This is a genomic window from Streptomyces sp. NPDC019396, assembly GCF_040632375.1.
In the GTDB taxonomy this organism is placed as follows: domain Bacteria; phylum Actinomycetota; class Actinomycetes; order Streptomycetales; family Streptomycetaceae; genus Streptomyces.
On the sequence record NZ_JBEYBS010000027.1, the window covers coordinates 38,466 to 61,695 of the forward strand.

Consider the following 23,230-nt stretch of genomic DNA (forward strand, 5'->3'; position numbering starts at 1 on the left):
CTCCTGATGGGTATGGACTTTCAGAATATTCCGAATGTCCGGAATGGTCCATGAGGGGCAGGTGGCTCCCGGGGTATATGTGCCAGTGCGGGCTGATACCGGCTCGCACCGGAGAGACCGTACGAAGACCGCGTCGACCGGGAAGAAGCCGACAGGAACGGGGACGGTGGCCATGGAGCGGACCACATGCTGTGTCGTGGGCGGCGGTCCCGCCGGGATGGTCCTCGCCCTTCTGCTGGCCAGAGCGGGAGTGCAGGTCACGGTGCTGGAGAAGCACGGCGACTTCCTGCGCGACTTCCGAGGCGACACCGTGCACCCGTCCACACTGGCCCTGCTGGACGACCTCGGACTCGCCGAGCGGTTCGCCCGGCTGCCGCAGCGCCGGGTGTCCACGGTCCAGCTACCGCTCGGACCCGGGGGTTCGCTGGTCACCGTGGGTGACATCGGCGCGCTACCGGGCGCGTACAACTACATCGCGATGGTCCCGCAATGGGACCTCCTCGACCTGCTGGTGGACGAGGCCGGGCGTGAAGCCTGCTTCTCCCTGCGGATGAGCACCGCGGCCACCGCGTTTCTCCAGGAAAACGGCCGGATCACCGGGGTGCGCTACCGCACCGCGGACGGCCGCACCGGCGAGCTGCGTGCCACGCTCACCGTCGCCTGCGACGGCCGGGGCTCGCTGGCCCGGTCACTCCCAGAACTGGGGCTGCGGCGCTTCACCTGTCCGATGGACGCCTGGTGGTTCCGTCTGCCCCGACGCGAAGACGACCCGCACGGACTGGTGGGCGGCGCCGGAGACCGGTTCCTGTGCGCCCTGATCGACCGCGGTGACTACTGGCAGTGCGCCGGGCTGATCCCCAAGGGCACCGACGCCCCGCGCCGCGCCGCGGGTCTCGATCGCTTCATGGCCGAGTTCGCCGCGGCCGTGCCCTGGCTCGCCGACCGCGTGGACACGCTGAAGTCCTGGGACGAGGTGAAGCTGCTCGACGTACGACTCGACCGGCTGCGGCGCTGGCACCGCCCTGGCCTGCTCTGCATCGGGGACGCGGCACACGCGATGTCACCGGTCTTCGGCATCGGGATCAACCTTGCAGTCGAGGACGCCGTCGCCGCCGCACGCCATCTCGTGGACCCGCTGCGCGCAGGCGCGGTCGGCCTCCGGGACGTGCGGGCCGTCCAGCGCCGCCGATGGCCGACCACGGCCCTGACCCAGGACCTCCAGCGGCTCGCCCACGGCCGGGTGATCGAACCGGTGCTGGCGGGACGCCCGCCCCTCGGCGGCGCCACGGCCGCCAAGCACGCGACGGAGCTGATCACCACCTCCCGCTGGCTGAACAGGGTCCCGGCGTACTTCCTCGCCTACGGGGCGCTGCGGGAGCGTCCGCCAGCAGAGTCGGTGCGCCGCGCCTGAGCGTGCTGCGCTCAGGCCTCGGCGCGGTCGGTGACGGGTGCGCTGCTGCGGTCGCCGAGGAACTCGTACCAGCGGTGCTGGACGCACGGGTACTTGACATCGGCCTCGACCAGATCCAGGAAGGAGTCCACCGTGGCCCCCAGCCGCTCCTGGAGCTCGCCGTCGGTCAGCTCGCCCTCCTCGGTGAAGGCCTGGTGGGCGGCGGCGAGACTGAACATGCCCGGGTAGACACGAGCTCCGAGGTGCTCAAGCGGCACACGCAGCGCCCACAGGCCCCGATTGCCGCCCACCATCGAGGGGGACGCCGAGAGCAACAGCGTCTGCTTGTCCTTGAACGGCTGCGGCCGGAAGCGGGAGACCCAGTCCACGGCGTTCTTCACCGTGCCAGGCACCGAGGCGTTGTACTCGGGCGAGGAGATGACGAGGGCGTGTGCCGCCTCGATACGGTCGCGCAGCGCCAGGGACCCCGGGGGCGGACCCGAGGCCTCCTCGTCGTCCCCGTCGTACGTGGGGACGCCGAACTCGCGCAGCCCGGCGAGGTCGACCGTGGCGCCGGCCTGCCCGATGATCCGGGCGACCAGCCCGGCCAGCAGCTCGTTGACGGAGCCGGTACGGGAAGATCCGGACAGCACGAACACGCGAAGTCCCGCGCGGCCGACGGGTGGTGCGGACGGGACTCCCCGGTCGCCCGGCGTGGGATGGGTGGGGGCGGAATCGGTCATGGTCGGATCACGCCTTTCTGTCTATGACTCCAGGCTCCCTCGTCTCCCCGCTCCGATCACCTTGGGGCGCCGGGTGGCCGGTCCGGTGGAACCGGCCTATCATGCCCGCCCTGGTGACGAGGTCGACGTCGTTCACCAAGGCCCCTGCCCGGCCCTGGCCTCGCCCGGGTCGTCCGGCCACGGCGGCACGGTCGCCGCCACCACGCACAGCCCTTCCGGGCCGCCTCTGAACTGAAACGCCGTGCCCAGCGGAATGGTCAGACAGACGCCCGGGACCAGCGCGGTGATCTCCTCATGGCCGTCCTGCCGGCGCCACATCTCGCCGCTTCCCGAGACGACGTACCAGATCTCCTGGACGCTGGCGTGTGACACCGCCCGCGACACCTGCTCCGGCGCCAGCGAGAACTGCGCGAAGCTCGCGGCCCCCGGCAGCACGCAGAGCGGTCGCACCGCCGCACCGTCCGGAGCGGTGACTTGCGGTACCCCGTCAACTGCCGCTGTGAGAAAGCGCGTCACCGTGACTCCCTTGTCCTGGACGGCCTGGCTGCCGGACGCCATCGTGCCGCAGGACAAGCCCCGGCAGGGCCGGACACCACCGAGCAGTACGACGGCGAGCCCGGCCGCGGCCACCGGAAGTGCCCGCGGACCCGTGGCGGCGATCAGGGACGCCACCGGGTGCCCGGGCCGGGCGGCCCGGCGCCTAGCGGCGTACCTCATGACAGCGGCGTACCTCATGACGCGGAACGGGGTGTCCCACCGAGGGCACCTCAGCCGAGCGGTTGCCCGTGTCCCACGTGACCGCTCACCGCGTCCACGGTCATCACCATCGAATCACTCGCCGCTGCCGCCTGTACCTTCACCAGCCACAGCGCGCGCCATTCCCCGTCCACCCGGTACACCCTGCACGTCTGCGCCACCACCGTGTCCGCGCTTCCCCGCAGCTTCTCGGCGACCTTCGCCTCGGCCGCTCCCCGCGTCACTTTCATCTCCCCCAGGCCGTCCACATGATCCGGCCCGTTGTTCACCACCAGCTGTGTCACCCGGCCGGCCCGGTTGATCCGGACGTCCAGGGCCCGCGGCATCAGCACGCCGTCCTCGGCCCACCGCCACGATGTGATCCACCCCTGCTCCGCCGATTCACCTACCGCGGTGGTCTCCACCTGCGTAACCCCCCGGGCCGACCACGGATAGTGCTGCGCCGCATAGGCCTTCGCCAGACGCCCTGCCTCTCCCTGCGTCAGCGGTGTCACTTCGGGGGCGCTCACGGGAAAGGCAGTGGGCCCGGTGATGCTCGACTCGTCCAACTCCGCTGTGAACACCTGCTTGTCGGGCCATGTCAGCATCGCCGTCACCGGCTCGGCAAAGGTGATATGAAGCCACGCTCCGTAGCCCTCCATGCCGGGCGCATGCTGCACCGCCGAGATCCGGTACCGGTCGCCGAAGGCTTCCCGTACGGCTTGCTCGGCCGCCGCACGCTCGCCGCTGAGAGCCATACGCAGTTCCGTACCATCCATCACCTGCGGGCGGATGAAGAGGGCGAACGCACTGCCGCACACCAGCAGGACTCCCACCGCCGCCATCCCGGCATGGCGCGCCCCGGCTCTCCAGGCCACACGGACACCCCGGACCCGGCCGAGCACCGCCGCGAATCCGACGCCCAGGAGTGTGCCGAGGGTGTTCATCTGCACGTCGCCGCTGTCGCAAGCACCGCCCATCCAGCCGGACAGGCTCTGGCCGACCTCGATCACCAAAGACGCTCCGGCGCCGGCCACGGCCACCGGCACCGGCCGACGCGTGGCCAGCACGCCGAAGAACGCGAACGGAACGAACAGGACAGCGTTCAGCACGCCCTGATCGGTGACCATCGGTTCCAGCAACTGCTTGTTGATGGTGCACCAGCGGGCTGAGGCTCCCGTTTGTCTGCCGGGAAAGAAGAGCGTGGCACCCAGCACCGGCACCGCGGACGCCGCCGTCAGCCCCCACCACGGCCCTCGTGCCCCTCTGCGGCGCGCGAGGACCAAGGCTGCCGCCCCGGCCAGCGCGGTGGCGGCGGTGAGTACGAGCAGAAACGTTAACTGGTCGTGCAGAACAGCGTGAAGCATCCGGAAAGGTCCTCTTCAGACAACGGGACGGCGCACCGGGATCCATGTCATCCCGGGGGGCGCGCACGGCTCACGGTGGTGTCAGCTCAGAAGTGTGTCGGCGAGGTCTGACAGGTCGATCCACCATTGATCGTCATCACGCAAAGGAGGGGCTCGCAGGTTGCGACGCTGACCCTCGCCCTTGGGAGCCCTGGGCGACTTCGTACATCCGACGCCGCGGGCCGCTGCTCACAGCCCGCCCGGACCGGACCTCGCCGCTCGCCATTCGGGCGCCAGTAGCGACCAGATCTCTCGTCGTGCCGCTGGCCCTGGTGCGGGTAACTCTCCCGCAGGACACCGTCCTTGGTCATCCCGAGCCTGCGGGCCACCGCGATGCTGGGCGTGTTCTCCGTCGAGACCCACCACATGCGACTGGAGGAGGCCCGGCTCGACTCCAGGTCCTTCGCGACGTCCGGAATCCGTTGTGCTGCCCGATGAACTCCCGTCCCCGGTCGACATGGGCCAGGAACTCCTCGGCCTGCCACGGTTCGAGCGGACGCAGCTCGGCGCCGTCGTCGCCCAGGGACACGGAGTAGACCGTCACGCCTCCTCGGCGCCGCCGAAGCGGGCGCGGTAGGACTCCAGGTCCTCCTCCGTGATCTTCGCGAACAGCACCGCCGGGACGGTGAACGCCGTTCCGGCCGGGACACCGGCCAGGGCCCTGGCCTGCTCGGGGCTCACCCAGGTCGCGGTGTCGTTCTCCAGCGCGAAGGCTCCGCGCATGGCGGCGGCCGTGGCGGGGATGAAGGGCTCGGAGACCACCGCGTACAGGTGGATCAGGTTCATCGCCGCACGCAGCGTCAGCGCGGCGCCGTCCGGGTCGGTCTTGATCTCCAGCCAGGGGGCCTTCTCCTCCAAGTAGGAGTTGCCCGCGGACCACAGGGCACGCAGCGCCGTGGCGGCCTTGCGGAACTGGAGGGCCTCCAGCTGCTCCTCGTACTCGGCGAGCAGCCGGGCGATCTCCTCACCGAGCCTGGCCTCTGCCTCACCGGCGTCGTGCCCGGCCGGCACCTCGTCACCGAACCGCTTGCGCGAGAAGGACAGCACGCGGTTGACGAAGTTGCCGAGGGTGTCGGCGAGATCCTTGTTCACCGTGGCGGTGAAGTGCTCCCAGGTGAAGGAGGAGTCGTCGGACTCGGGGGCGTTGGCGATCAGGAAGTAGCGCCAGTAGTCAGCGGGGAGGATCTCGAGGGCCGCGTCCGTGAAGACACCGCGTCGCTGCGAGGTGGAGAACTTGCCGCCGTAGTACGTCAGCCAGTTGAAGCCCTTGACGACGTCGACCTTCTTCCACGGCTCGCGTACACCGAGCTCGGTGGCCGGGAACATCACCGTGTGGAAGGGGACGTTGTCCTTCGCCATGAACTGGGTGTAGCGGACGGTGTCGTCGGCCTCGTACCACCATGACTTCCAGTCGCGGACATCGCCGCCCTGCGCGGAGTCGGCCCACTCCCGCGTCGCGCCGATGTACTCGATCGGCGCGTCGAACCAGACGTAGAAGACCTTGCCCTCGGCGGCCAGTTCAGGCCAGGTGTCGGCCGGTACCGGGACACCCCAGTCCAGGTCACGGGTGATCGCGCGGTCGTGCAGGCCCTCGGTCAGCCACTTGCGGGCGATGGACGAGGAAAGCTGCGGCCACTGCGCCTCGTGCCGGGCCACCCACTCCTCGACCTCGTGCTGGAGCTTGGACTGGAGCAGGAAGAGGTGCTTGGTCTCACGCACCTCCAGCTCCGTGGAGCCGCTGATCGCGGAGCGCGGGTCGATCAGGTCCGTCGGGTCCAGGACCCTGGTGCAGTTCTCGCACTGGTCGCCGCGCGCCTTGTCGTAACCGCAGTGCGGGCAGGTGCCCTCGACATAGCGGTCGGGCAGGAAGCGCCCGTCGACGGGGGAGTAGACCTGGCGGATCGCGCGCTCCTCGATGAACCCGTTCTCGTGGAGCTTGCGCGCGAAGTGCTGGGTGATCTCCCTGTTCTGCTGCGAGGAACTGCGCCCGAAGTAGTCGAAGGCCAGCTCGAAGCCGTCGTACACGGCCTTCTGCGCGTCATGCGCCTGGGCGCAGAACTCGTCCACGGAGAGCCCTGCCGCCTTGGCGGCGAGCTCGGCCGGGGTGCCGTGCTCGTCGGTGGCGCAGATGTAGAGGACGTCGTGACCACGCTGGCGGAGGTAGCGGGAGTAGACATCCGCCGGAAGCATCGACCCGACCATGTTGCCCAGGTGCTTGATCCCGTTGATATAGGGAAGCGCGCTGGTGATCAGGTGTCGAGCCATCCTCGGATGCTCCATTTCGTGGCGTTGTGCGAATTCCTGTCACGCTGGGTGACGGGAGGGGGTGGGTGGACCGCCGTCATCGTATCGAACCGGGGGTGCGCCCTTCCTGCGGGTTTCCCGCGCTCACGAGGGTTCGGCGGCAGGGGCGGAGGCCGGCTTCGGCAGCGTGGCCGGAGCCGGAGCCGGGACTGAGGTCGGCTTAGGCGCCGGGGCGGTTGCCGCTGCCGGGACCGGCGCGTACTGGGCGGCCTGGGTGTGGAACATCGCCGCGTAGCGGCCGTCCGCCGCGATCAGCTCCTCGTGGCTGCCGGACTCGACCAGGCGCCCCTGGCTGAGGACGTGGATGCTGTCCGCATAGCGCACACCGGACATGCGATGCGTGACGAGGACGACGGCGCGGTGCCGCCCGGCGAGCCGGCGGATGCGGTCGAACGCCTCGATCTCCGCCTCGGGGTCCAGTGCCGAGGTGGGCTCGTCCACGATCAGGATGCTGTCGGCCGGGCTGGTCGACGCCCGCCAGTGGGTACGGGCCAGACCGATCTTCTGCCACTCACCGCCCGAGATCTCGGAAGCCCCCCGGAACATCCGGGCCAGCAGGGTCGCGAGTCCCTGCGGCAGCTTGGCGATGACCGGGCCCGCCCCGGCGTGGTCGGCGGAGGGCTCGAGCTCCTCCTGGGAAGCGACCCGGTGCGGCCGCCCGATCCGGATGTTCATCGCGGCGGTCATCGGCCACCGCTGGAAGTCCTGGGTGAGCAGGGCAACTCGCTCGAACACCTGGGACCGGTCCAGTCCGTTCAGCTCCTCGCCACCCCAGCGGACACTGCCTCCCTGGGGCAGCAGCAGCCCGGCGAGCACCTTCATCAGGGTGCTCTTTCCGGAGCCGTTCTCGCCGACCACCGCGATCACGGAGCCCATCGGTACGGTCAGCGACACCTCGTCCAGCGCGGGTTCGAGCCGGTCGGGGTAGTGGTAGCTGACCTTGTCCAGCGTCACCTCGCCGACCCTGACCGGCACGTCGGCACCGTCCCGGGGGATGGTGTGCCGGGCCGCCTCGCTGAGGAACCGGTCGTGGTCCTGGACGTACAGCGACTCCTCGTGCATCTGGTTGACGTTCATCACCAGCGCCCCGAGACTCGCCGAGCCCGACCTGACCGCGATCACCGCCGTGCCGGCGACGGCGAGCTCCATATGACCGGCGAGGATCAGCCAGGCCATCACCCCGTACGTGAAGGCCATGGCCAGACCCGACAGCGCGGCGGCCACCAGCTCGGTGAGCGCCTTGTCGTTGGCGAGGCGCTTCTGCTCGTTCTCGGCGTTCTCGGCCATGTTCCGGTACCGGTCGAGCAGGAAGGTTCCCACGGCATGGATGCGCACCTCCTGTGCGGCGGTGCGTTCGGTGAGCAGATTGCCGATGAGCCGGCTGGCCCGTACGTGCTCGACCCAGGTCATCACGGACACGTATCGCTCCTGCGCCACCCGCATCGCCCCCCAGCCCCGTGGCGCGGCGATCAGCAGCAGCATCGGCAGCAGCGCCGGATGCAGCACGGTGAGGACTCCGGCGGTGGCGATCAGGGCGATGATGCCGTTGAGCGCGGCGACACAGACCCCGATCATGCGCCGGGCCGATGCCGCACCGTACTGCGCGACGTCGATGAGGCGGCGGAACGCCGGATCGTCGATCGCCTCCAGCTCCACCGCGGTGGCCGCCGAGAGGTACTCGGTGGTCGCCAGCCGCTCCACCAGCGGCTCAAGCCGCCCGGCCCGCGAGGTGGACCAGCCCGCGAGACCCGCGTTGAGCACTGCCAGAGCCGCGATGACCACCAGTGCGGGAAGTGCGGCACGCAGCCGCACCGCGGGCTCCCCCGACCCCAGCAGGGCATGCATGACCACGTTCACCGCGAGCAGGTTCCCCGCCGCCACGATGCCCTGCCCGACCTCGCTCACCCCTACGCCCAGCAACGAGCCCCGGTCAGCGCCCCAGGCCCTGCGTAAGGTGCCCAGTACCAGACGAGGCATGGCCTTGAGCGCCGTGACCATCGTCAAGTCCAGCCAGGAATGCTCGTGTTCGGCCCATCCCGTGTCGTACCTCAGGGGCCCGCCGAACAACTCCTGCTCGGCGTCCGAGATCTTCGCCTCGGTCATGCGTACGCGGCCGAAGAGTCCCCTCACATCGCCTCGCCTTCATCGGGGGCGCGTACGACGACGCGCCGAGGTGGGCAGTGCCGGGTCGAATGTCCCACTTCGCCGGCCGGTGCAGGGGGATTTTCCGGGTTTCCCGTCCCGGGCCGGGAGGGTCTGTTCCAGCCCCCCGGCCCGGGACGGGTCGGTCAGTCCGTCAGGACGCGGACACCTCCCGGCGAACCGTGCGGGCGGCGGCGACCATGTTCTCCAGCGCGGAGCGGGTCTCGGGCCAGCCGCGGGTCTTCAGCCCGCAGTCGGGGTTGACCCACAGCCGCTCGGGCGGGATGGCTCCGAGCCCGGTGCGCAGCAGCTCCGCGGTCTCCGCCGCGCTCGGAACACGCGGCGAGTGGATGTCGTACACACCGGGGCCCGCCTCGCGCGGGTAGCCGTGAGCGGCCAGCTCCCGGGCGACCTGCATATGGGAGCGGGCCGCCTCGAGGCTGATCACATCGGCGTCGAGGTCGTCGATGGCCTCGACGATGTCCCCGAACTCGGCGTAGCACATGTGGGTGTGGATCTGCGTGTCCGGGCGCACCCCGCTCGTAGTGAGCCGGAAGGCCTCCGTTGCCCACTCCAGGTATGCGGCGCGATCGGCAGCGCGTAGCGGCAGGGTTTCCCGCAGGGCGGGCTCGTCCACCTGGATCACGGAGGTGCCCGCGGCTTCCAGGTCGGCGACCTCGTCGCGCAGGGCGAGGGCCATCTGGCGGGCGGTGTCGGGGAGGGGCTGGTCGTCGCGTACGAAGGACCAGGCGAGCATGGTCACCGGACCGGTGAGCATGCCCTTGACCGGGCGTGAGGTGAGTGACTGGGCGTACGTGGTCCAGCGCACCGTCATCGGTTCGGGGCGTGAGATGTCACCGGCGAGGATCGGCGGGCGCACGTACCGGGTTCCGTAGGACTGGACCCAGCCGTGCTGTGTGACCAGACAGCCGGTGAGCTGCTCGGCGAAGTACTGGACCATGTCGTTGCGTTCGGCCTCGCCGTGCACCAGCACATCGAGTCCGGTCTTCTCCTGGAAGGCGACCACCTCCCGGATCTCGTTCCTGACGCGCTCCTCGTATCCGGCCGTGTCGATCCTGGCCGCCCTCAGATCGGCGCGCGCGGTGCGCAGTTCGGTCGTCTGGGGGAAGGAACCGACGGTGGTGGTGGGGAGCAACGGCAGTGCGAGGCGGGCTTGTTGCGCGGTGGTCCGCTCGGCGTAGGGCTTGGAGCGGCGGGCGTCGGAGTCCGTGACGGTGCTGGTACGGGCCCGGACGGCGGCGTCGTGAGTGAGCGGGGAGGCGGCTCGGGACGCCAGGTCGGCCCGGTTGGCGGCGAGGCTGGGGGCGATCGCCTCGGTGCCGTGGGTCAGGCCCCGGGCGAGTGTGACGACTTCGGCGGTCTTCTGCCGTGCGAAGGACAGCCAGCGCAGGATCTGGGGTTCGATGTCGTGTTCTGCGGCCGCGTCGAGCGGCACATGCAGCAGGGAGCACGACGTGGACACGTCGACCCGGTCCGCCAGCCCCAGCAGGGTGCCGAGGGTGGCCAGGGACTTCTCCAGGTCGTTGACCCAGACGTTGCGGCCGTTGACGACCCCGGCGACCAGCCGCTTGCCCGGCAGCCCGCCGACGGCCGCGAGGGCGTCGAGGTTGGCGGCGGCGGTCTCCGTGAAGTCGATGGCGAGGCCCTCGATCGGGGCCTTGGCCAGCACCGGCAGGGCGTCGCCGAGTCGGTCGAAGTAGCCGGCGACGAGCAGCTTCGGCCGGTCGGTGAGCACACCGAGCCCGCGGCAGGCGCGCTCGGCGGCGCCCAGCTCGGCGGGCGTTCGGTCCTGGACGAGGGCGGGCTCGTCGAGCTGCACCCACTCGGCACCCGCCGCCCGCAGGTCGGCGAGCACCTCAGCGTACACGGGCAGCAGCCGGTCGAGCAGCGTGAGCGGGTCGAATCCCGCGGTGACGCCGGGCGCGGGCTTGGCGAGCAGCAGGTAGGTGACGGGACCGACGAGCACCGGACGGGCGGAAAGCCCGAGCGCCAGCGCCTCCTTCAGCTCCGTGACCTGCTTGGTCGAGTCGGCGGCGAACACGGTGTCAGGTCCGAGCTCCGGCACCAGGTAGTGGTAGTTGGTGTCGAACCACTTGGTCATCTCCAGCGGCGCCACCTCCTGGGTGCCGCGGGCCATGGCGAAGTAGCCGTCCAGGGCGTCGGCGGCGACGGCCGCGCGGTGGCGTCCGGGGATCGCGCCGACCATGACGGTGGTGTCGAGCACGTGGTCGTAGTACGAGAAGTCCCCGGTCGGGACCTCATGGACACCGGCATCGGCCAGCTGGCGCCAGTGCGTCCTGCGCAGATCCCCTGCCGTGGCGTTGAGGGCGTCCGGGGTGACACGGCCCTTCCAGTAGCCCTCGATCGCCTTCTTGAGTTCGCGCTGCTGTCCCTGGCGCGGGTAGCCGTGCACGGTGGCCCGTGCTGCCGCGGATTCGGTGGTCACGGAAATCTCCTTCGCGAGATGGTTCCCTGGGATCCCGGAACGGAACGCGGGCGGGTGCGAAGGGCGAAGGACCGGACGGGTGCGGGTCCGCGCGCGGTGCCGCGCGCGGTGCCGCGCGGGTGTCCGGCCGTCCGATATGTGCGCCGACCCACCCACGAGGTCACCGGGATGTCCGCGTGCGAGCTGTTCGCGCGCGGGCAGCGGGCAGGTCTTCGGACTCGCGGGCACGTCCTCATGGGGGAGGACACCTACTGGCCGTCGCTTCCCGAACCCTGGCGGGTCCAGTGCGTATGACGGCGGTCGTTCCCGCTCACCGCTGCGGGGCAGTCCCGGATTCCCACCGGGTTCCCTCTTACGACGCCTCCCGCCTGGAGGGCGGGGCGAACCAGCTGCACCGGCCACCCTACGGGGCGGCACGCGGCTGCGGGCGAACACTGTCCGGAATCCGGCCGGGCCCCTCAGCCCGCGCCGAGGAGCCCTCCGGGTTGTGAGGGGTCGCGGCACAGCGGGGCGGCTGGATTCGCGTGGTGCCGCACGCCGCAGCGGCGACGGCAGTGTCCGCCCTCAACCGCCGGGCGGGCTTGCGGGGTGACCTGGCAGCGGACAGCGGCCGTGGACCGCGAGCATCAGCACCTCACGGCGACCGCTGGCTCTGGGGAGCGGCCCTGCGAGCGTGCCGACGAAAGCGCAGCCGAACATCGGGCTCGACGTCCAGGGGCCGACGCCACCGCTGATCCTCCATCACCAGCGCCGGATTCCTTGACCGTCGGAAGTGTGGACCGGTCGCGGCGGTGGGGAGCCGACACAGGTGCGCGCGGCAAGGCGGTCTGCCGGGACGCCGACCCGGGATGCGAGGATGAGACGCCATGACTGCTGGGTGGTGTTCACGCACGCTACGGGCCGCGGTGTTCGCGGCCGTATGCGTGGTGCTCGCCGCCCTCGGCCACGTCATGATGTCAGGGGAGTCCGTCCCGTGGTGGACGCTGGCCGGGGGGTTCGGCGCGACCGGTGGGCTGGGCTGGTGCCTGGCGGGCAGGGAGCGGGGGCGCGGGGTTGTGGTGGCCGTGGTGGTCGCCGCACAGGCGGCGCTGCACTCGGGGTTCACGCTCGTGCAGTCGCTGAACCCTGAGCACACGGAACACATTGATCACTCCGCGTATCCAGAGCACCCCGGGCACCACATGGCCTCCGCCGACATGGGTCCCGGCCCCAGCGACATGGGCCACTCGGGCTTCTCGGACGTGCTGGCCGGCGACTCGTGGTCGCTCGGCATGCTCGCCGCCCACCTGCTGGCGGCGCTGCTCACCGGACTCTGGCTCGCCCATGGAGAGCGAGCCGCCTTCCGGATCCTCCGCGCGGTCGCCGGGTGGCTGACCGCGCCGTTGCGGCTTCTGCTCGCCCTGCCGGCACCTGGGCACCGGCCGCGGCTGCGTGGCCGTCGCCGCCCGTCGAGTGCATCGCGGCTGCTCCCGCTGGTCCACGTCATCGTCTCCCGGGGGCCGCCCGTGGGGTCCGCTGTCGCCTGACGACAGCCGGAATCCCGAGGTGGCCCAAGTGCCCCTCGGGCACCGGCCGCAGACCCGCGAGCGCGTGGGGAGCGGCCGGCCCCCACACGCCGGCACCAGGGCTCTGCGGCGCCCGCTGTGCACCCCGGTCCTGGTTCCGGACGACCCGAGAAGGACACCAGGTGATCTCTTCCGCCCTGCCCGCTTCATGGGACACGACGGACAAGGTGAATCCGGCCGACGAGTCGATCACCTCCTGGGCGCTCGCCGCCCGCGGCGGTGACGCCGACGCCGTGGAGCGGTTCGTCCGCGCCCTGCACCGCGACGTACTGCGCTATGTCGCCCACTTGTGCGGTGATCCGCAGTCGGCCGACGACCTCGTCCAGGACACGTTCCTGCGTGCGCTCGGCAGCCTGCACCGTTTCGAGGGCCGGTCGTCGGCCCGTGCCTGGCTGCTGTCCATCGCCCGGCGCGCGGTGATCGACAGCTATCGGTACGCGGCCGCCAGGCCCCGGCTGCACGACGTACCCGACTGGCAGCTCACCGTCGAACTCGCCCAGCCCCGCGACCTGCCGGGCTTCGACGACGGGGTCGCGCTGCTCGAACTGCTGGCGTCACTGCCGCCCGAACGCAGGGAGGCCTTCGTGCTCACCCAGATGCTGGGCCTGCCCTATGCGGAGGCCGCTGAGCTGAGCGGCTGTCCGATCGGCACGGTGCGGTCCCGCGTGGCGCGTGCCCGTGCGACGCTGACGGAGCTGATCGAGCAGGCCGAGGAGCCGGTGGCCGCGTCCGCGCTGGTGGCCTGAAGGCCGCGCCCTGACCGGGTTCCGGCGCGTGCCCCGAGCGCGCGCCGGAACCCGCACACCGGTACGGGAACTCACACCGTGCTCAACCCGACTTGTGGACCGGGGGCGATGTGCTGCCCCCGTGCCGAACAGTTCTGGAGAGTTGAATGCGTTCTCGTGTGTGGTGCGGTACGGCGGTCGCCCTGCTCGGACTCCTCGCGGCGGGATGTGGCGGCGGAACCGACGAAGAGGGGGACGAGGGCTCGGACGCCTCCGCCGGCGGGGCGCCGGTGACCGTCACCGACTGCATGGGCGCCAAGACCACCTTCGACACCACCCCGAGGAGGATCGTCACCAGTAACGCGTCCAGTCTGGAACTGCTGCTCCGTCTGGGCGCCGGCGACAAGGTGGCCGGCACCGGATTCCCGCCCGGCGAGGGAACTCTTCCGGCTGGGCTGGACGCCATGGCGCAGAAGGTCCCGGTGCTCGGCGAGACCGTCATCCCGAAGGAGAAGCTCCTCGGTTCCGGAGCCGACCTGTACATCGACACCTTCGCCGCCATGGGCAACATGGGCGGCGGCGGGATGGGCGACGCGCCGACCGCGGAGGAGTTCGAGGCGGCCGGGATCAAACACGTCTTCCTGAAGTCCACGGCATGCGCGGCGCAGAGCAAGAGCCCCCTGAAGGACCTCACCGCGGTCGAGGAGGACATCACCGCGCTCGGGGCCGTCACCGGTACGAGCGCGAAGGCGAAGGAACTCGTCGCCGGCATGCGGGAGAAGGTGGACGGCGTACGGAAGGCGGTCGGCGGTACGGCGGAGGCGGCCAGGCCGACGTACTTCTTCTTCGACTTCGACGCGGGCACCAAGCAGCCGATGGCCGTGTGCAACCGCCAGGTCGCCCACGCCGTGATCACGCTGGCCGGGGCCCGCAACGTGTTCGCCGACTGCGACGGCGACTTCAAGCAGGTGAGCTGGGAGGACGTGGTGGCCAGGAACCCGGACTGGATCCAGCTCGGGGTACGGAACCGGGGCAGCGGCGACGCCAACGCGAAGGCCTTCGACGAGGCGCGGAAGTGGCTGGAGGGCAACCCCGCCACCGGCGGGCTGAAGGCCGTGAAGGAGGGCCGCTTCCTGCGTATCGGCTCGGAGCGCACCACCATCGCGGGGGTGGAGAACGCCGCCGTCGTGCAGGAGATCGCCAGGACCATCCACCCCGGGAAGGTCAAGTAGCCGTGCTGGACACGCTGTCCGGGTCCCGCACCAAAGCCGCTGGTTCCGCGGCTCCGGAGGAGTCCCGCAGCGTGCCCGCCGGGGTGCTCGCGATCGGCATCGGTGTCGCACTGCTGGCGGCGCTGACGGCGGCGGTCTCCTGGGGGTCGACCTCCATCCCGCCCGCCGACGTATGGGGCGCCGTGGGCAGGCACCTCACCGGCAAGGCCCCGAGACCCGGCACGAGTGACCTGATCGTCTGGCAGCTGCGGGTGCCCCGTGCCCTGCTCGCCGCGCTCATCGGCGCGGGTCTCGGCCTGGTCGGCACGGCGGTGCAGGCCCTGGTACGCAACCCACTCGCCGACCCGTATCTGCTGGGGATCTCCAACGGAGCGTCCTTGGGCGCGGTCGCCGCGATCGTGCTGGGCGCCGGTACGGGCGGTGCGCTGGGTCTCGGCCTTTCCGGTGCCGCGTTCGCCGGGGCCCTGGGGACGTTCGCGCTGGTGTGGGCGGTGGCACGGCGCGGCGGTGGGTTCGCTCCGCTGCGGCTGGTGCTCGCTGGTGTGGCGATCGGGCAGTTCCTGTCCGGCTTCACCAGCTATCTGGTGCTCCAGGCGGGCGATGAGCAGCAGACCCGCAGTGTGCTGTTCTGGCTCATGGGCAGTCTGGGCGGGGCGAGTTGGCCGATGCTCGCCGTACCGGCGGTCGCCGTGCCCGTCGCGCTGCTGTGGCTCCAGGCGCGTGCCCGGGGTCTGAACGCGCTGCTGATGGGGGACGAGACGGCGGCCGGGCTCGGTGTGGACGTCACCCGGCTGCGCCGGGAGCTGTTCACGGTCACCAGTGTGCTGACCGGGGTACTGGTCGCCGTGTCCGGTGCGATCGCCTTCGTCGCGCTCATGGTGCCGCATGTCTGCCGGCTGGTCATCGGCGGTGACCACCGCCGGCTGCTGCCGGTCTCGGCGCTGTTCGGGGCGCTGCTCATGGTGGTCGTGGACATCGTGTGCCGCACGGCCATGGACACCCAGGAGCTGCCGGTGGGCGTGGTCACCTCGCTGATCGGGGCTCCGGCCCTGCTGTATCTGCTGGACCGAAGGCTGGGGAGCGGCAGTTGAGGATCGACATCGAGGACCTGCAGGTGGCCTACGCGGGTCGGACGGTGGTGTCAGGGGCCGGGCTGATCGCCGAGGAGGGGGAGATCACCGGCCTTGTCGGCCCGAACGGCAGCGGCAAGTCCACGCTCCTGCGTACGGTCTACCGGCATCTGCGCCCGGTAGCGGGCCGTGTGCTGCTCGCGGGGACGGACATCCGGGAGCTGGCCCCGGCCCGTGCGGCCCGCCATGTGGCGGCGCTGCCGCAGGAGCGGGGCAGCGATTTCGAGCTGACGGTACGGGAGGTGGTGGCGATGGGGCGTACGCCGTACAAGCGGGCGTTCGCCGGCGACGACGCCACCGACCGGGACCTGGTCGAACGGGCACTACGGGATGTCGGAATGCACGACGCGGCCGGCCGCCGCTTCACGGCCCTGTCGGGCGGTGAACGCCAACGGGTGCTGTTGGCCAGGGCGTTCGCCCAGAACCCTGAGGTCCTGGTGCTGGACGAGCCGACCAACCATCTGGACGTACGGCACCAGGTGGAGCTGCTCGCCCTGCTCCGGGTGCGGCGTCGCACCACCCTGGTGTCCCTGCACGACCTCAACGCCGCCGCGTCGGTGTGCGACCGGCTGCATGTGCTGCTTGCAGGGCGGGTGGTCGCTTCCGGGCCGCCGCGTGAGGTGATCACGCCCGAGCTGATGGCGGAGGTGTTCGGGGTCAGGGCGGCCGTGGTGGAGCACCCGCTGACGGGGGATCCGCTGATCGCCTTCGACCACAGGGCACCGGTGGACGGTGTGGCGTCTTCCGTGGTCGAGGCGCACGCCATGGGAGTGCCGCGCACCGGATGAGCGGCGTGGGCCGGGGTTCCTGCCATCGGCCGGGAACTCAACGCGCCATGCCGCCGACATGTGGGACGAGGCTGCCGTCCGGCAGCCGTCCGGCGACGAAGGGCGGGGCGGAAGGGTGACGCACCACGGCCAGGGACCGGCAGGGGCCGGTGGCATATCCAACGGCATACCCAACGGCCGGGATCACGGCCGGGACCGCTGGATCCTGGTGGGTGTGGCGGGACTGCTGGCGTTCGTGGCGATGCTCGACATGAACATCGTCAACGTGGCGCTGGCCGCGATCTCCGGGGACCTGCGGGTGCCCGCCGCCACGGTCCAGTGGGTGGTGCTCGGCTATCAGCTGCCCGTCGTGGCACTGCTGCTGCCCGTCGGCCGCTGGCTGGACGGCTCGGGCCGGCGGCCCGCCGTGCTGGTCGCGATCACCGGGTTCGCTCTGTGCAGCGCCCTGGCCGCCGCGGCGCCCTGGGCCGGGCTGCTCATCGCCGCCCGGGTGGCGCAGGGGGCGTTCGGCGCGGTGCTCTTCGTGCTGATGCCCGTGCTGGCCATGGGCTCGGTACGGCCCGCGCTGCGGGGCCGGGCGATGAGTGTGCCCGCGACACTCGGTCCGCTCGGCGCGGTGACCGGTCCCGCTGTCGGCGGGCTGCTGCTGGACGCGATGGGCTGGCGTGCGGTGTTCCTCGTCAAGATCCCCTTCTGTGTGCTGGCGCTGGTGGTGGCGTGGAGGGCGATGCCGGGCGACGGGGCGAGGCTGCGGCTGCCGCGGCCGAGGGCGCTGCTGGACGCTTTGCTCGCCGCCGCAGGAGTAACGGTTCTGCTGGTCGCGCTGACCCTGGCGGCGGGCCACACCATGTGGCTGGCCCTCGCCGTGGCCGCCGTACCGCCGCTGTGGCTGTGGCTGCGCGGTCAGGGCGGCAGGCCCGTTGCGGGGGTGCTGCGGGTGCCGGGACTGGCATCGGCGCACGGCGCCGTACTGGCACTGGCGACCGGGTTCGCCGCGGTGCACTACGTCATCGCCTTCCACCTCCAGCGTGACGACGGTGTCAGCGCGACGGCCACCGGTCTGACCGTGCTCGCATTCCCGCTCGGCATGGGCGTCGCCGGACCGCTCGGCGGACGCCTGGCCGACCGGTTCGGTGCCAGACCGGTCGCTCTCAGCGGAGCCGTGGTCACGGCGACGGGGCTCTTCCTGCTGGTCCCGCTGGACGGCGGCTGGTCACCTGGCGACGTGGCCTGGCGCCTCGCGCTCGCCGGTGCCGGCATGGGGCTGAACGGTGGCCCCACCCAGGCCCTGGTCATGAGCGCGGCGCCACCGGAGCGGGCCGCGACCACCGGTTCGACGGTGCAGCTCGCCCGCAGCCTCGGATTCACCCTCGGCCCGGTGCTCGCCACGGCGGTCTGGGGCCTGGCCGGGGCCGCTCAGGGTGCCCGGGCCGGACTCGTACTGGCCGCCACCGCCGCCGCGTTCTCCATACCCCTGCTCGCCCTGCCCGCGTCGAGCCGTACCACCGGGGCGCCCGCGACCGCGGTCGCCGCGCCCACCTCCGCCCCGCGCTGACCGGCTCGCGCCGACCGCCCCCACTGACCGCCCCGCACCGACCGAGGAGCTTGCCCATGTGCGGAATCACCGGCTGGGTGTCCTTTCACCACGACCCCCGCACCCAGGCCCCCGTCATCGAGGCCATGACGTCCACGCTCACCCCGCGCGGCCCCGACGCGGGCGGCGTCTGGCTCGGCGAGCACGCGGCGATCGGCCACCGCAGGCTGGCCGTCATCGACCTGCCCGGCGGGGCCCAGCCGATGCCCGACCAGCCCGAGGATCCGGCCGTGGTGCTCAGTTACAGCGGCGAGGTCTACAACCACCACGAGCTGCGCGCCCGGCTCAGGAACCTCGGCCAGGCCTTCCGCACCCGCAGCGACACCGAGGTGGTTCTGCGTGCCTACCAGCAGTGGGGTGAGGACGTCGCCGAGCACCTGGACGGGATGTTCGCCTTCGCCGTCTGGGACGTACGTGCCCGGCGCCTGCTCCTGGTCCGCGACCGGCTCGGCGTCAAGCCCCTCTTCTGGGCCGCCGTCGACGGCGGCCTGGCCTTCGCGTCCGAGCCCAAGGCCCTCTTCGCCCACCCAGGGATCCGGCCCCGCGTCGACGCGGACGGACTGCGGGAGGCGTTCAGCCTGCTGTTCAACACCGGCCCCACGGTGTGGTCGGGCGTCAGGGAGGTCGAGCCGGGCGGGACCCTCGTGCTGGACCGCGACGGTGTCCGCGAGCGCCGCTACTGGCAGCTCGCGGCCAGGCCCCACCCTAGCGAGGACGACCGGGACACCACTGTCGACAGGGTCCGCCATCTGGTCGCGGCGGCGGCGCACAGCCAGCTGGAGGCGGACGTCCCACTGTGCAGCCTGCTCTCCGGCGGCATCGACTCCACGGTGCTGACCGCGCTGCTCGCCGGTGAACTGCGCAGGCGCGAGGGCCCGGGCGAGCGCATCCGGTCATACGCGGTCGACTACAGCGACCAGGCCGAGCGGTTCACCGGCGACGTACTGCGCACCGGCCACGACACCCCGTACGCCACCGAGGCCGGGGCGTACATCGGCACGGACCACAGCACCGTGGTCCTCGATCCGCTCGCCCTGCTCGACCTCGAGCACCGCAGGGCGGTCGTCGCGGCGCGGGACTCGCCGATCGGCGTGGGCGACATGGACACCTCGCTGTATCTGCTGTTCGGCGAGATACGGCGGCACTCCACCGTCGCGCTCTCGGGTGAGGCGGCGGACGAGGTGTTCGGTGGCTACCCGTGGTTCCACAACCCCAAGGCGCTCGCCGCACCCACCTTCCCCTGGCTGCTGGTCACCGGCGACGAGGCCGCCATGCCGCTGAACCCCGAACTCGATCTGCGGATGGGGGAGTTCCGCGAAGACACCTACCGCGACGCGCTTGCGGCCGTGCCGCACACCGACGGCGAGACGGCCACCGAGCACCGTCAGCGCGAGATGCAGCACCTCTCGCTGACCCGCTGGCTGCGCCAGCTCCTGCACCGCAAGGACCGGCTCAGCATGGCCCAGGGCCTGGAGGTCCGGGTGCCCTACTGCGACCACCGACTGGTGGAGTACGCCTTCAGCACTCCCTGGAGCCTGAAGAGTTTCGACGGCAGGGAGAAGAGCCTGCTGCGGGCCGCCGGCGCCGGCCTCGCTCCCGACTCCGTACTGCACCGGCCCAAGAACCACTACCCGGCCACCCACCACCCCGACTACAACCGGGGCCTCCAGGACCTGGCCAGGGACGCGCTCGCCACCGAACAGGTCCGCGCCCTCGCCGACGAGACCCTCATCAAACCCTGTCTCGACACCCCGCCCGAGCGGCTCCAGTGGGGGCACCGCCTCCGGCTCGAACGAGTCGTCGACCTCGCCCTGTGGCTGGACCACCACCGGCCCGAACTCGTCCTCTGAGGAGCGCAGCACCATGACCATCCAGGAACAGCCGCACCCGTCGGCCGCGGCCGCACCACTGCCCGAACCGGTGCCGCTCATGGGCTGCCCGTACAAGGCCAACCCGTACCCGCTCTACGAGCGCATGCGCGAGGCCGGCCCCGTGCACCGGGTGCTCTTCCCCAGCGGCGTGCGCGCCTGGCTCGTCACCGGATACGAGGCCGCCCACGCGGCCCTGAACGACGACCGCCTCGGCAAGAACCACGACCGGGGAAACGACCGGTGGCGTGTCCGGGCGTCGATCATGCCCGAACCCCAGCACTCCCAGCTCCAGGTGCATCTGCTCCACCAGGATCCGCCCAAGCACACCCACATGCGGCGCTTCGTGACCGACGGGTTCACCCCCCGCCGTATCGACGCACTGCTCCCGCGTTTCCAGGAGCTGGCCGACACCCTCGTCGACGCCCTGCCCCGGACCGGCCCCGCCGATCTGGTGTCCGGCTTCGCCGCCCACTTCCCGTTCCAGGTGCTCGCCGAAGTCATCGGCCTGCCACCCGAGTTGGCGGCAGGATTCGACCGTGACTGGGGCAAGGTCGTCCAGCCGGTCGGTCCCACCGACCCGGGACGGCCGCTGTACGAGGCCCGGCTGCACGGTCTTCAGAGCTATATCGCCGAGGTCGTCACGCACAAGCGCGCACACCGGGGGGACGACCTGCTCAGCCGGCTCGTGGCCGCCCGCGACCGAGGCGAGCTCTCCCGGGAAGAGCTGGACTCCATGATCTTCCAGCTCCTTGTCGCAGGCCAGGAACCGGTCACCAACCAGATCACCACCGCGCTCATCGCCCTCTTCCGCCATCCCGGCGCACTCGACCGGCTGCGGCGCGACCCCGGGCTGCTGCCGCGGGCCGTGGAGGAACTCCTGCGCTATGACGGTGCCTTCGAGCTCACCACCTGGCGCTTCTTCGCCGAGGCCAGCGACCTGCACGGCACCGGTGTCCCCGCCGGGGACTCCGTGATCGTCTCTCTGTGTGCCGCCAACCGCGACCCCCGGCGTTTCGAGAAGCCCGACGAGCTCGACCTCGACCGCAGCCCCAACCCGCACCTCGCCTTCGGGCACGGCATCCACTTCTGCCCCGGCGCCGCACTCGCCCGCGCCGAGCTGCGCATCGCGCTCGGCACCCTCATCGCACGGCTGCCAGGACTGCGGCTCGCCGTACCGGAAGAGGAACTCGCATGGACCCCTGCCGTACTGGGCCGCGGCACCAGCAGGCTGCCCGTCGCCTACGAGCGGCGTATCTGACCCCCACGGAGGACCCCCATGCGGTTGACCACCGCACCGGACACCCGATTCACGCACACCGTCAGCAGGTCCGTCCTGGACCTGCTGCTCCCGCACCACCGCACGACTACCGGGACCGCGCCCGCGCCCGCCGAGGCCTTTCCCCACCAGGTGCACCGCATCGGCGACTTCGTACGCCGCGGTGAACCGGTCGTCTTCACCCTGCCGGGCTTCCCCTGCAAGTCCCCGAACCCCGCCAAGGTCCTCGGACATCTGCCCGACCAGGGAGAACGGCTCTCCCTCGGCTTCCTCAACGATCTCTGCGCCAGGATCGGCGAGATCCATCCTCCCGGCGCACGTGTCGTCATCTGCTCCGACGGCCATGTCTTCGGCGACCTCATCCGCGTACCCGACGACCACATCGACGCCTACTCCGACGAACTGCGCAGGCTGATCTCCGAACTGGGCCCGGACCATCTGTCCGTCTTCGACCTCAGGGATGTCCGGGGCGACCTCCCGCACGCGCAGAAACGCGCCCACGTCCACAACCGGTACGCCCCCGCGCTGGACGCCCTGCGCGCCGAGGTGCGCGCCGGTGGCCACACCCTGACCCTCTACCGGGGCATCACCCGCTTCCTCCTCGATGACACCGCCGATTTCACGGGCACCCGCTCCGCCCTCCAGCGCGAGTGCCGCCGCCGTGCCTACGGTGTCATCCAGCGCAGCCGCGCCTGGGGCGCGCTGGTCGCCGAGCACCATCCCCGGTCCGTGCGGCTGTCGATCCACCCCCAGCCCGTCGGCGCGCCCAAGTTCGGTATCCGCCTCCTCGACGCGTCCGACGCCTGGACCACCCCCTGGCACTCCGCCGCCCTGCGCCACGCGGACGGCACCTGGAGCCTCCTGCCCCGTGCCGAGGCGGAGCGGCGGGGGCGCCTGGTGCACCGGGACGGCAGGCCGAGCCACTTCGTGCAAGGCGCCACGTGACCCGGGGTGCCGGCGTGTTGTGCCAGTCCGCGAGGGGCCGTCAGGGGGTCAGCACCTTCGAAATGCGGCTCATGGGGCTCTTCGCGGATTACCCCCCGGACGAAGTCGCCGTCATCGCCGACTGGTTCAACCGCGCCGGAACGCCGGCGCGGTCCTATCTCGCGGAGTCGCGCGAGAACGGCGCGCTGACCGTGATTGAACTAGTGCAAAAGTAATTTGCTGCTAGTGCGACAGGGGGTACTGTGCGTGTCATGTCTGCTCTGACTCCCCGCCCCATCGCACTCACCGGCACCCACGTACGCCTGGAGCCGCTGTCGGTCGAGCACCTCGGCGAGCTCTTCGCGGCAGGAGGACGCGACGAGGAGGTCTGGCGCTGGCAGGGCGGCCCGGCGCCCCGGACGCAGGAGGAGCTGGGTGACAGGCTCGCCGTGCTGCTGGAGGAGGCCGGACGGGGGGAGTGCGTCCCCTTCGCCGTGATCCACCGCGCGAGCGGCCACGCTATCGGCTGGACCGCCTACATGGACATCGACGCCGCGAACGAGCGGCTGGAGATCGGCTGGACGTGGTACGGGCGCGCGTACTGGCGCTCCGCTGTCAACTCCGAGTCGAAGCTGCTGCTGCTCACCCATGCCTTCGAGGACCTCGACATGGGACGCGTGCAGTTGAAGACGGATCACCTCAACCACCGCTCCCAGGCGGCCATCGCGCGTCTCGGGGCGCAGCGCGAAGGCGTGCTGCGCCGCCATCGCCGACGGCCGGACGGCACCTGGCGCGACTCGGTGTACTTCTCGCTCCTCGCCTCGGAATGGCCCGCGGCCAAGGAGCGCCTGACCGCCCGACTGGGCGCGTAGTCCGGCGCGGGCCCGCCGCACGCCCGTGGCCCGGCGTCCCGGCGAGCCGGGTCCGGGCCGGAGCCT

The 23,230-nt window shown here is 71.3% G+C and carries 18 protein-coding genes, 2 pseudogenes and 1 riboswitch; of the genes and pseudogenes, 12 read left to right on the forward strand and 8 right to left on the reverse strand.

From position 1 onward, the window contains the following. The first annotated feature begins 172 nt into the window (after positions 1-172). Entirely contained in the window at positions 173-1,411 is a 1,239-nt protein-coding gene (locus ABZ532_RS26385; protein ID WP_361288645.1) for an FAD-dependent oxidoreductase, read from the forward strand. 11 nt (positions 1,412-1,422) lie between these two features. Here the strand turns inward: ABZ532_RS26385 and ABZ532_RS26390 are convergent, their stop codons facing one another. From ABZ532_RS26390 to ABZ532_RS26425, 8 genes and pseudogenes are all read right to left on the reverse strand, one after another. Then, positions 1,423-2,133: an NAD(P)H-dependent oxidoreductase gene (locus ABZ532_RS26390; protein ID WP_361288648.1), complete on the reverse strand. Its 711-nt coding sequence runs from the start codon at positions 2,131-2,133 to the stop codon at positions 1,423-1,425. Between the two features lie 132 nt (positions 2,134-2,265). Continuing rightward, positions 2,266-2,850, reverse strand: a complete 585-nt coding sequence (locus ABZ532_RS26395; RefSeq protein WP_361288651.1) for a hypothetical protein — start codon at positions 2,848-2,850, stop codon at positions 2,266-2,268. A gap of 50 nt (positions 2,851-2,900) precedes the next feature. Next, a complete protein-coding gene (locus ABZ532_RS26400) occupies positions 2,901-4,235 on the reverse strand; it encodes a VanZ family protein (protein WP_361288654.1) in 1,335 nt (444 codons plus the stop codon). Positions 4,236-4,463: 228 nt separating this feature from the next. Next, positions 4,464-4,818, reverse strand: a pseudogene (locus tag ABZ532_RS26405) (GNAT family protein). Continuing rightward, on the reverse strand, positions 4,815-6,554 hold the full coding sequence (gene metG / locus ABZ532_RS26410; protein WP_361288657.1) for a methionine--tRNA ligase: 1,740 nt from the start codon (positions 6,552-6,554) through the stop codon (positions 4,815-4,817). Before metG ends, ABZ532_RS26405 begins: the two are co-directional and overlap by 4 nt. A 108-nt stretch (positions 6,555-6,662) precedes the next feature. Beyond that, positions 6,663-8,681, reverse strand: a complete 2,019-nt coding sequence (locus tag ABZ532_RS26415; RefSeq protein WP_361288743.1) for an ABC transporter ATP-binding protein — start codon at positions 8,679-8,681, stop codon at positions 6,663-6,665. A 193-nt stretch (positions 8,682-8,874) separates the two neighbouring features. Beyond that, positions 8,875-11,193, reverse strand: coding sequence for a 5-methyltetrahydropteroyltriglutamate--homocysteine S-methyltransferase (gene metE, locus ABZ532_RS26420; protein ID WP_361288746.1), 2,319 nt, complete (start codon positions 11,191-11,193; stop codon positions 8,875-8,877). Positions 11,194-11,393: 200 nt separating this feature from the next. Further along, positions 11,394-11,542: riboswitch (cobalamin riboswitch) on the reverse strand. 254 nt (positions 11,543-11,796) lie between these two features. Then, positions 11,797-11,922 (reverse strand): annotated as a pseudogene (locus ABZ532_RS26425) (ECF transporter S component); the annotation flags it as partial. 131 nt (positions 11,923-12,053) lie between these two features. On the opposite strand from ABZ532_RS26425, the gene ABZ532_RS26430 reads away from it, so the two are divergent. From ABZ532_RS26430 to ABZ532_RS26480, 11 genes are all read left to right on the forward strand, one after another. Continuing rightward, positions 12,054-12,713 (forward strand): hypothetical protein, encoded by a 660-nt coding sequence (locus ABZ532_RS26430; protein WP_361288660.1) that lies wholly within the window; start codon positions 12,054-12,056, stop codon positions 12,711-12,713. A gap of 161 nt (positions 12,714-12,874) precedes the next feature. Continuing rightward, positions 12,875-13,498: a sigma-70 family RNA polymerase sigma factor gene (locus ABZ532_RS26435; protein WP_361288663.1), complete on the forward strand. Its 624-nt coding sequence runs from the start codon at positions 12,875-12,877 to the stop codon at positions 13,496-13,498. Between the two features lie 146 nt (positions 13,499-13,644). Further along, a complete protein-coding gene (locus ABZ532_RS26440) occupies positions 13,645-14,709 on the forward strand; it encodes an ABC transporter substrate-binding protein (RefSeq protein WP_361288666.1) in 1,065 nt (354 codons plus the stop codon). A gap of 2 nt (positions 14,710-14,711) precedes the next feature. Further along, positions 14,712-15,800 carry an iron ABC transporter permease gene (locus ABZ532_RS26445; protein ID WP_361288669.1) on the forward strand — a complete coding sequence of 363 codons (1,089 nt, stop codon included), beginning with the start codon at positions 14,712-14,714 and terminating at the stop codon, positions 15,798-15,800. After that, entirely contained in the window at positions 15,797-16,627 is an 831-nt protein-coding gene (locus ABZ532_RS26450; RefSeq protein ID WP_361288672.1) for an ABC transporter ATP-binding protein, read from the forward strand. The genes ABZ532_RS26445 and ABZ532_RS26450 overlap by 4 nt, the downstream gene beginning before the upstream one ends. Before the next feature lie 58 nt (positions 16,628-16,685). Next, positions 16,686-18,182, forward strand: a complete 1,497-nt coding sequence (locus ABZ532_RS26455; RefSeq protein WP_361288675.1) for an MFS transporter — start codon at positions 16,686-16,688, stop codon at positions 18,180-18,182. Between the two features lie 56 nt (positions 18,183-18,238). Further along, positions 18,239-20,071 (forward strand): asparagine synthase (glutamine-hydrolyzing), encoded by a 1,833-nt coding sequence (asnB, locus tag ABZ532_RS26460; RefSeq protein WP_361288678.1) that lies wholly within the window; start codon positions 18,239-18,241, stop codon positions 20,069-20,071. A 13-nt stretch (positions 20,072-20,084) separates the two neighbouring features. Beyond that, a complete protein-coding gene (locus tag ABZ532_RS26465) occupies positions 20,085-21,350 on the forward strand; it encodes a cytochrome P450 (protein ID WP_361288681.1) in 1,266 nt (421 codons plus the stop codon). Positions 21,351-21,368: 18 nt separating this feature from the next. Further along, positions 21,369-22,313, forward strand: coding sequence for an isocyanide synthase family protein (locus tag ABZ532_RS26470; RefSeq protein WP_361288684.1), 945 nt, complete (start codon positions 21,369-21,371; stop codon positions 22,311-22,313). Between the two features lie 71 nt (positions 22,314-22,384). Further along, positions 22,385-22,528, forward strand: coding sequence for a hypothetical protein (locus tag ABZ532_RS26475; RefSeq protein ID WP_361288687.1), 144 nt, complete (start codon positions 22,385-22,387; stop codon positions 22,526-22,528). Between the two features lie 36 nt (positions 22,529-22,564). Next, the gene (locus ABZ532_RS26480) at positions 22,565-23,164 is read left to right on the forward strand and encodes a GNAT family protein (protein WP_361288689.1); all 600 of its coding nucleotides are present in this window, start codon (positions 22,565-22,567) and stop codon (positions 23,162-23,164) included. The last annotated feature ends 66 nt before the right edge of the window (positions 23,165-23,230 follow it).

Bases quoted from the DNA above. Each gene is read 5' to 3' on its own strand.
- ABZ532_RS26430 (WP_361288660.1), top strand. From the start codon at position 12,054: ATGACTGCTGGGTGGTGTTCACGCACGCTACGGGCCGCGGTGTTCGCG.
- ABZ532_RS26415 (WP_361288743.1), bottom strand. From the start codon at position 8,681: ATGACCGAGGCGAAGATCTCGGACGCCGAGCAGGAGTTGTTCGGCGGG.
- ABZ532_RS26395 (WP_361288651.1), bottom strand. From the start codon at position 2,850: ATGAGGTACGCCGCTAGGCGCCGGGCCGCCCGGCCCGGGCACCCGGTG.
- ABZ532_RS26400 (WP_361288654.1), bottom strand. From the start codon at position 4,235: ATGCTTCACGCTGTTCTGCACGACCAGTTAACGTTTCTGCTCGTACTC.
- asnB (WP_361288678.1), top strand. From the start codon at position 18,239: ATGTGCGGAATCACCGGCTGGGTGTCCTTTCACCACGACCCCCGCACC.
- ABZ532_RS26480 (WP_361288689.1), top strand. From the start codon at position 22,565: ATGTCTGCTCTGACTCCCCGCCCCATCGCACTCACCGGCACCCACGTA.
- ABZ532_RS26390 (WP_361288648.1), bottom strand. From the start codon at position 2,133: ATGACCGATTCCGCCCCCACCCATCCCACGCCGGGCGACCGGGGAGTC.
- ABZ532_RS26455 (WP_361288675.1), top strand. From the start codon at position 16,686: ATGTGGGACGAGGCTGCCGTCCGGCAGCCGTCCGGCGACGAAGGGCGG.
- ABZ532_RS26440 (WP_361288666.1), top strand. From the start codon at position 13,645: ATGCGTTCTCGTGTGTGGTGCGGTACGGCGGTCGCCCTGCTCGGACTC.
- ABZ532_RS26385 (WP_361288645.1), top strand. From the start codon at position 173: ATGGAGCGGACCACATGCTGTGTCGTGGGCGGCGGTCCCGCCGGGATG.
- metG (WP_361288657.1), bottom strand. From the start codon at position 6,554: ATGGAGCATCCGAGGATGGCTCGACACCTGATCACCAGCGCGCTTCCC.
- ABZ532_RS26475 (WP_361288687.1), top strand. From the start codon at position 22,385: ATGGGGCTCTTCGCGGATTACCCCCCGGACGAAGTCGCCGTCATCGCC.
- ABZ532_RS26470 (WP_361288684.1), top strand. From the start codon at position 21,369: ATGCGGTTGACCACCGCACCGGACACCCGATTCACGCACACCGTCAGC.
- ABZ532_RS26465 (WP_361288681.1), top strand. From the start codon at position 20,085: ATGACCATCCAGGAACAGCCGCACCCGTCGGCCGCGGCCGCACCACTG.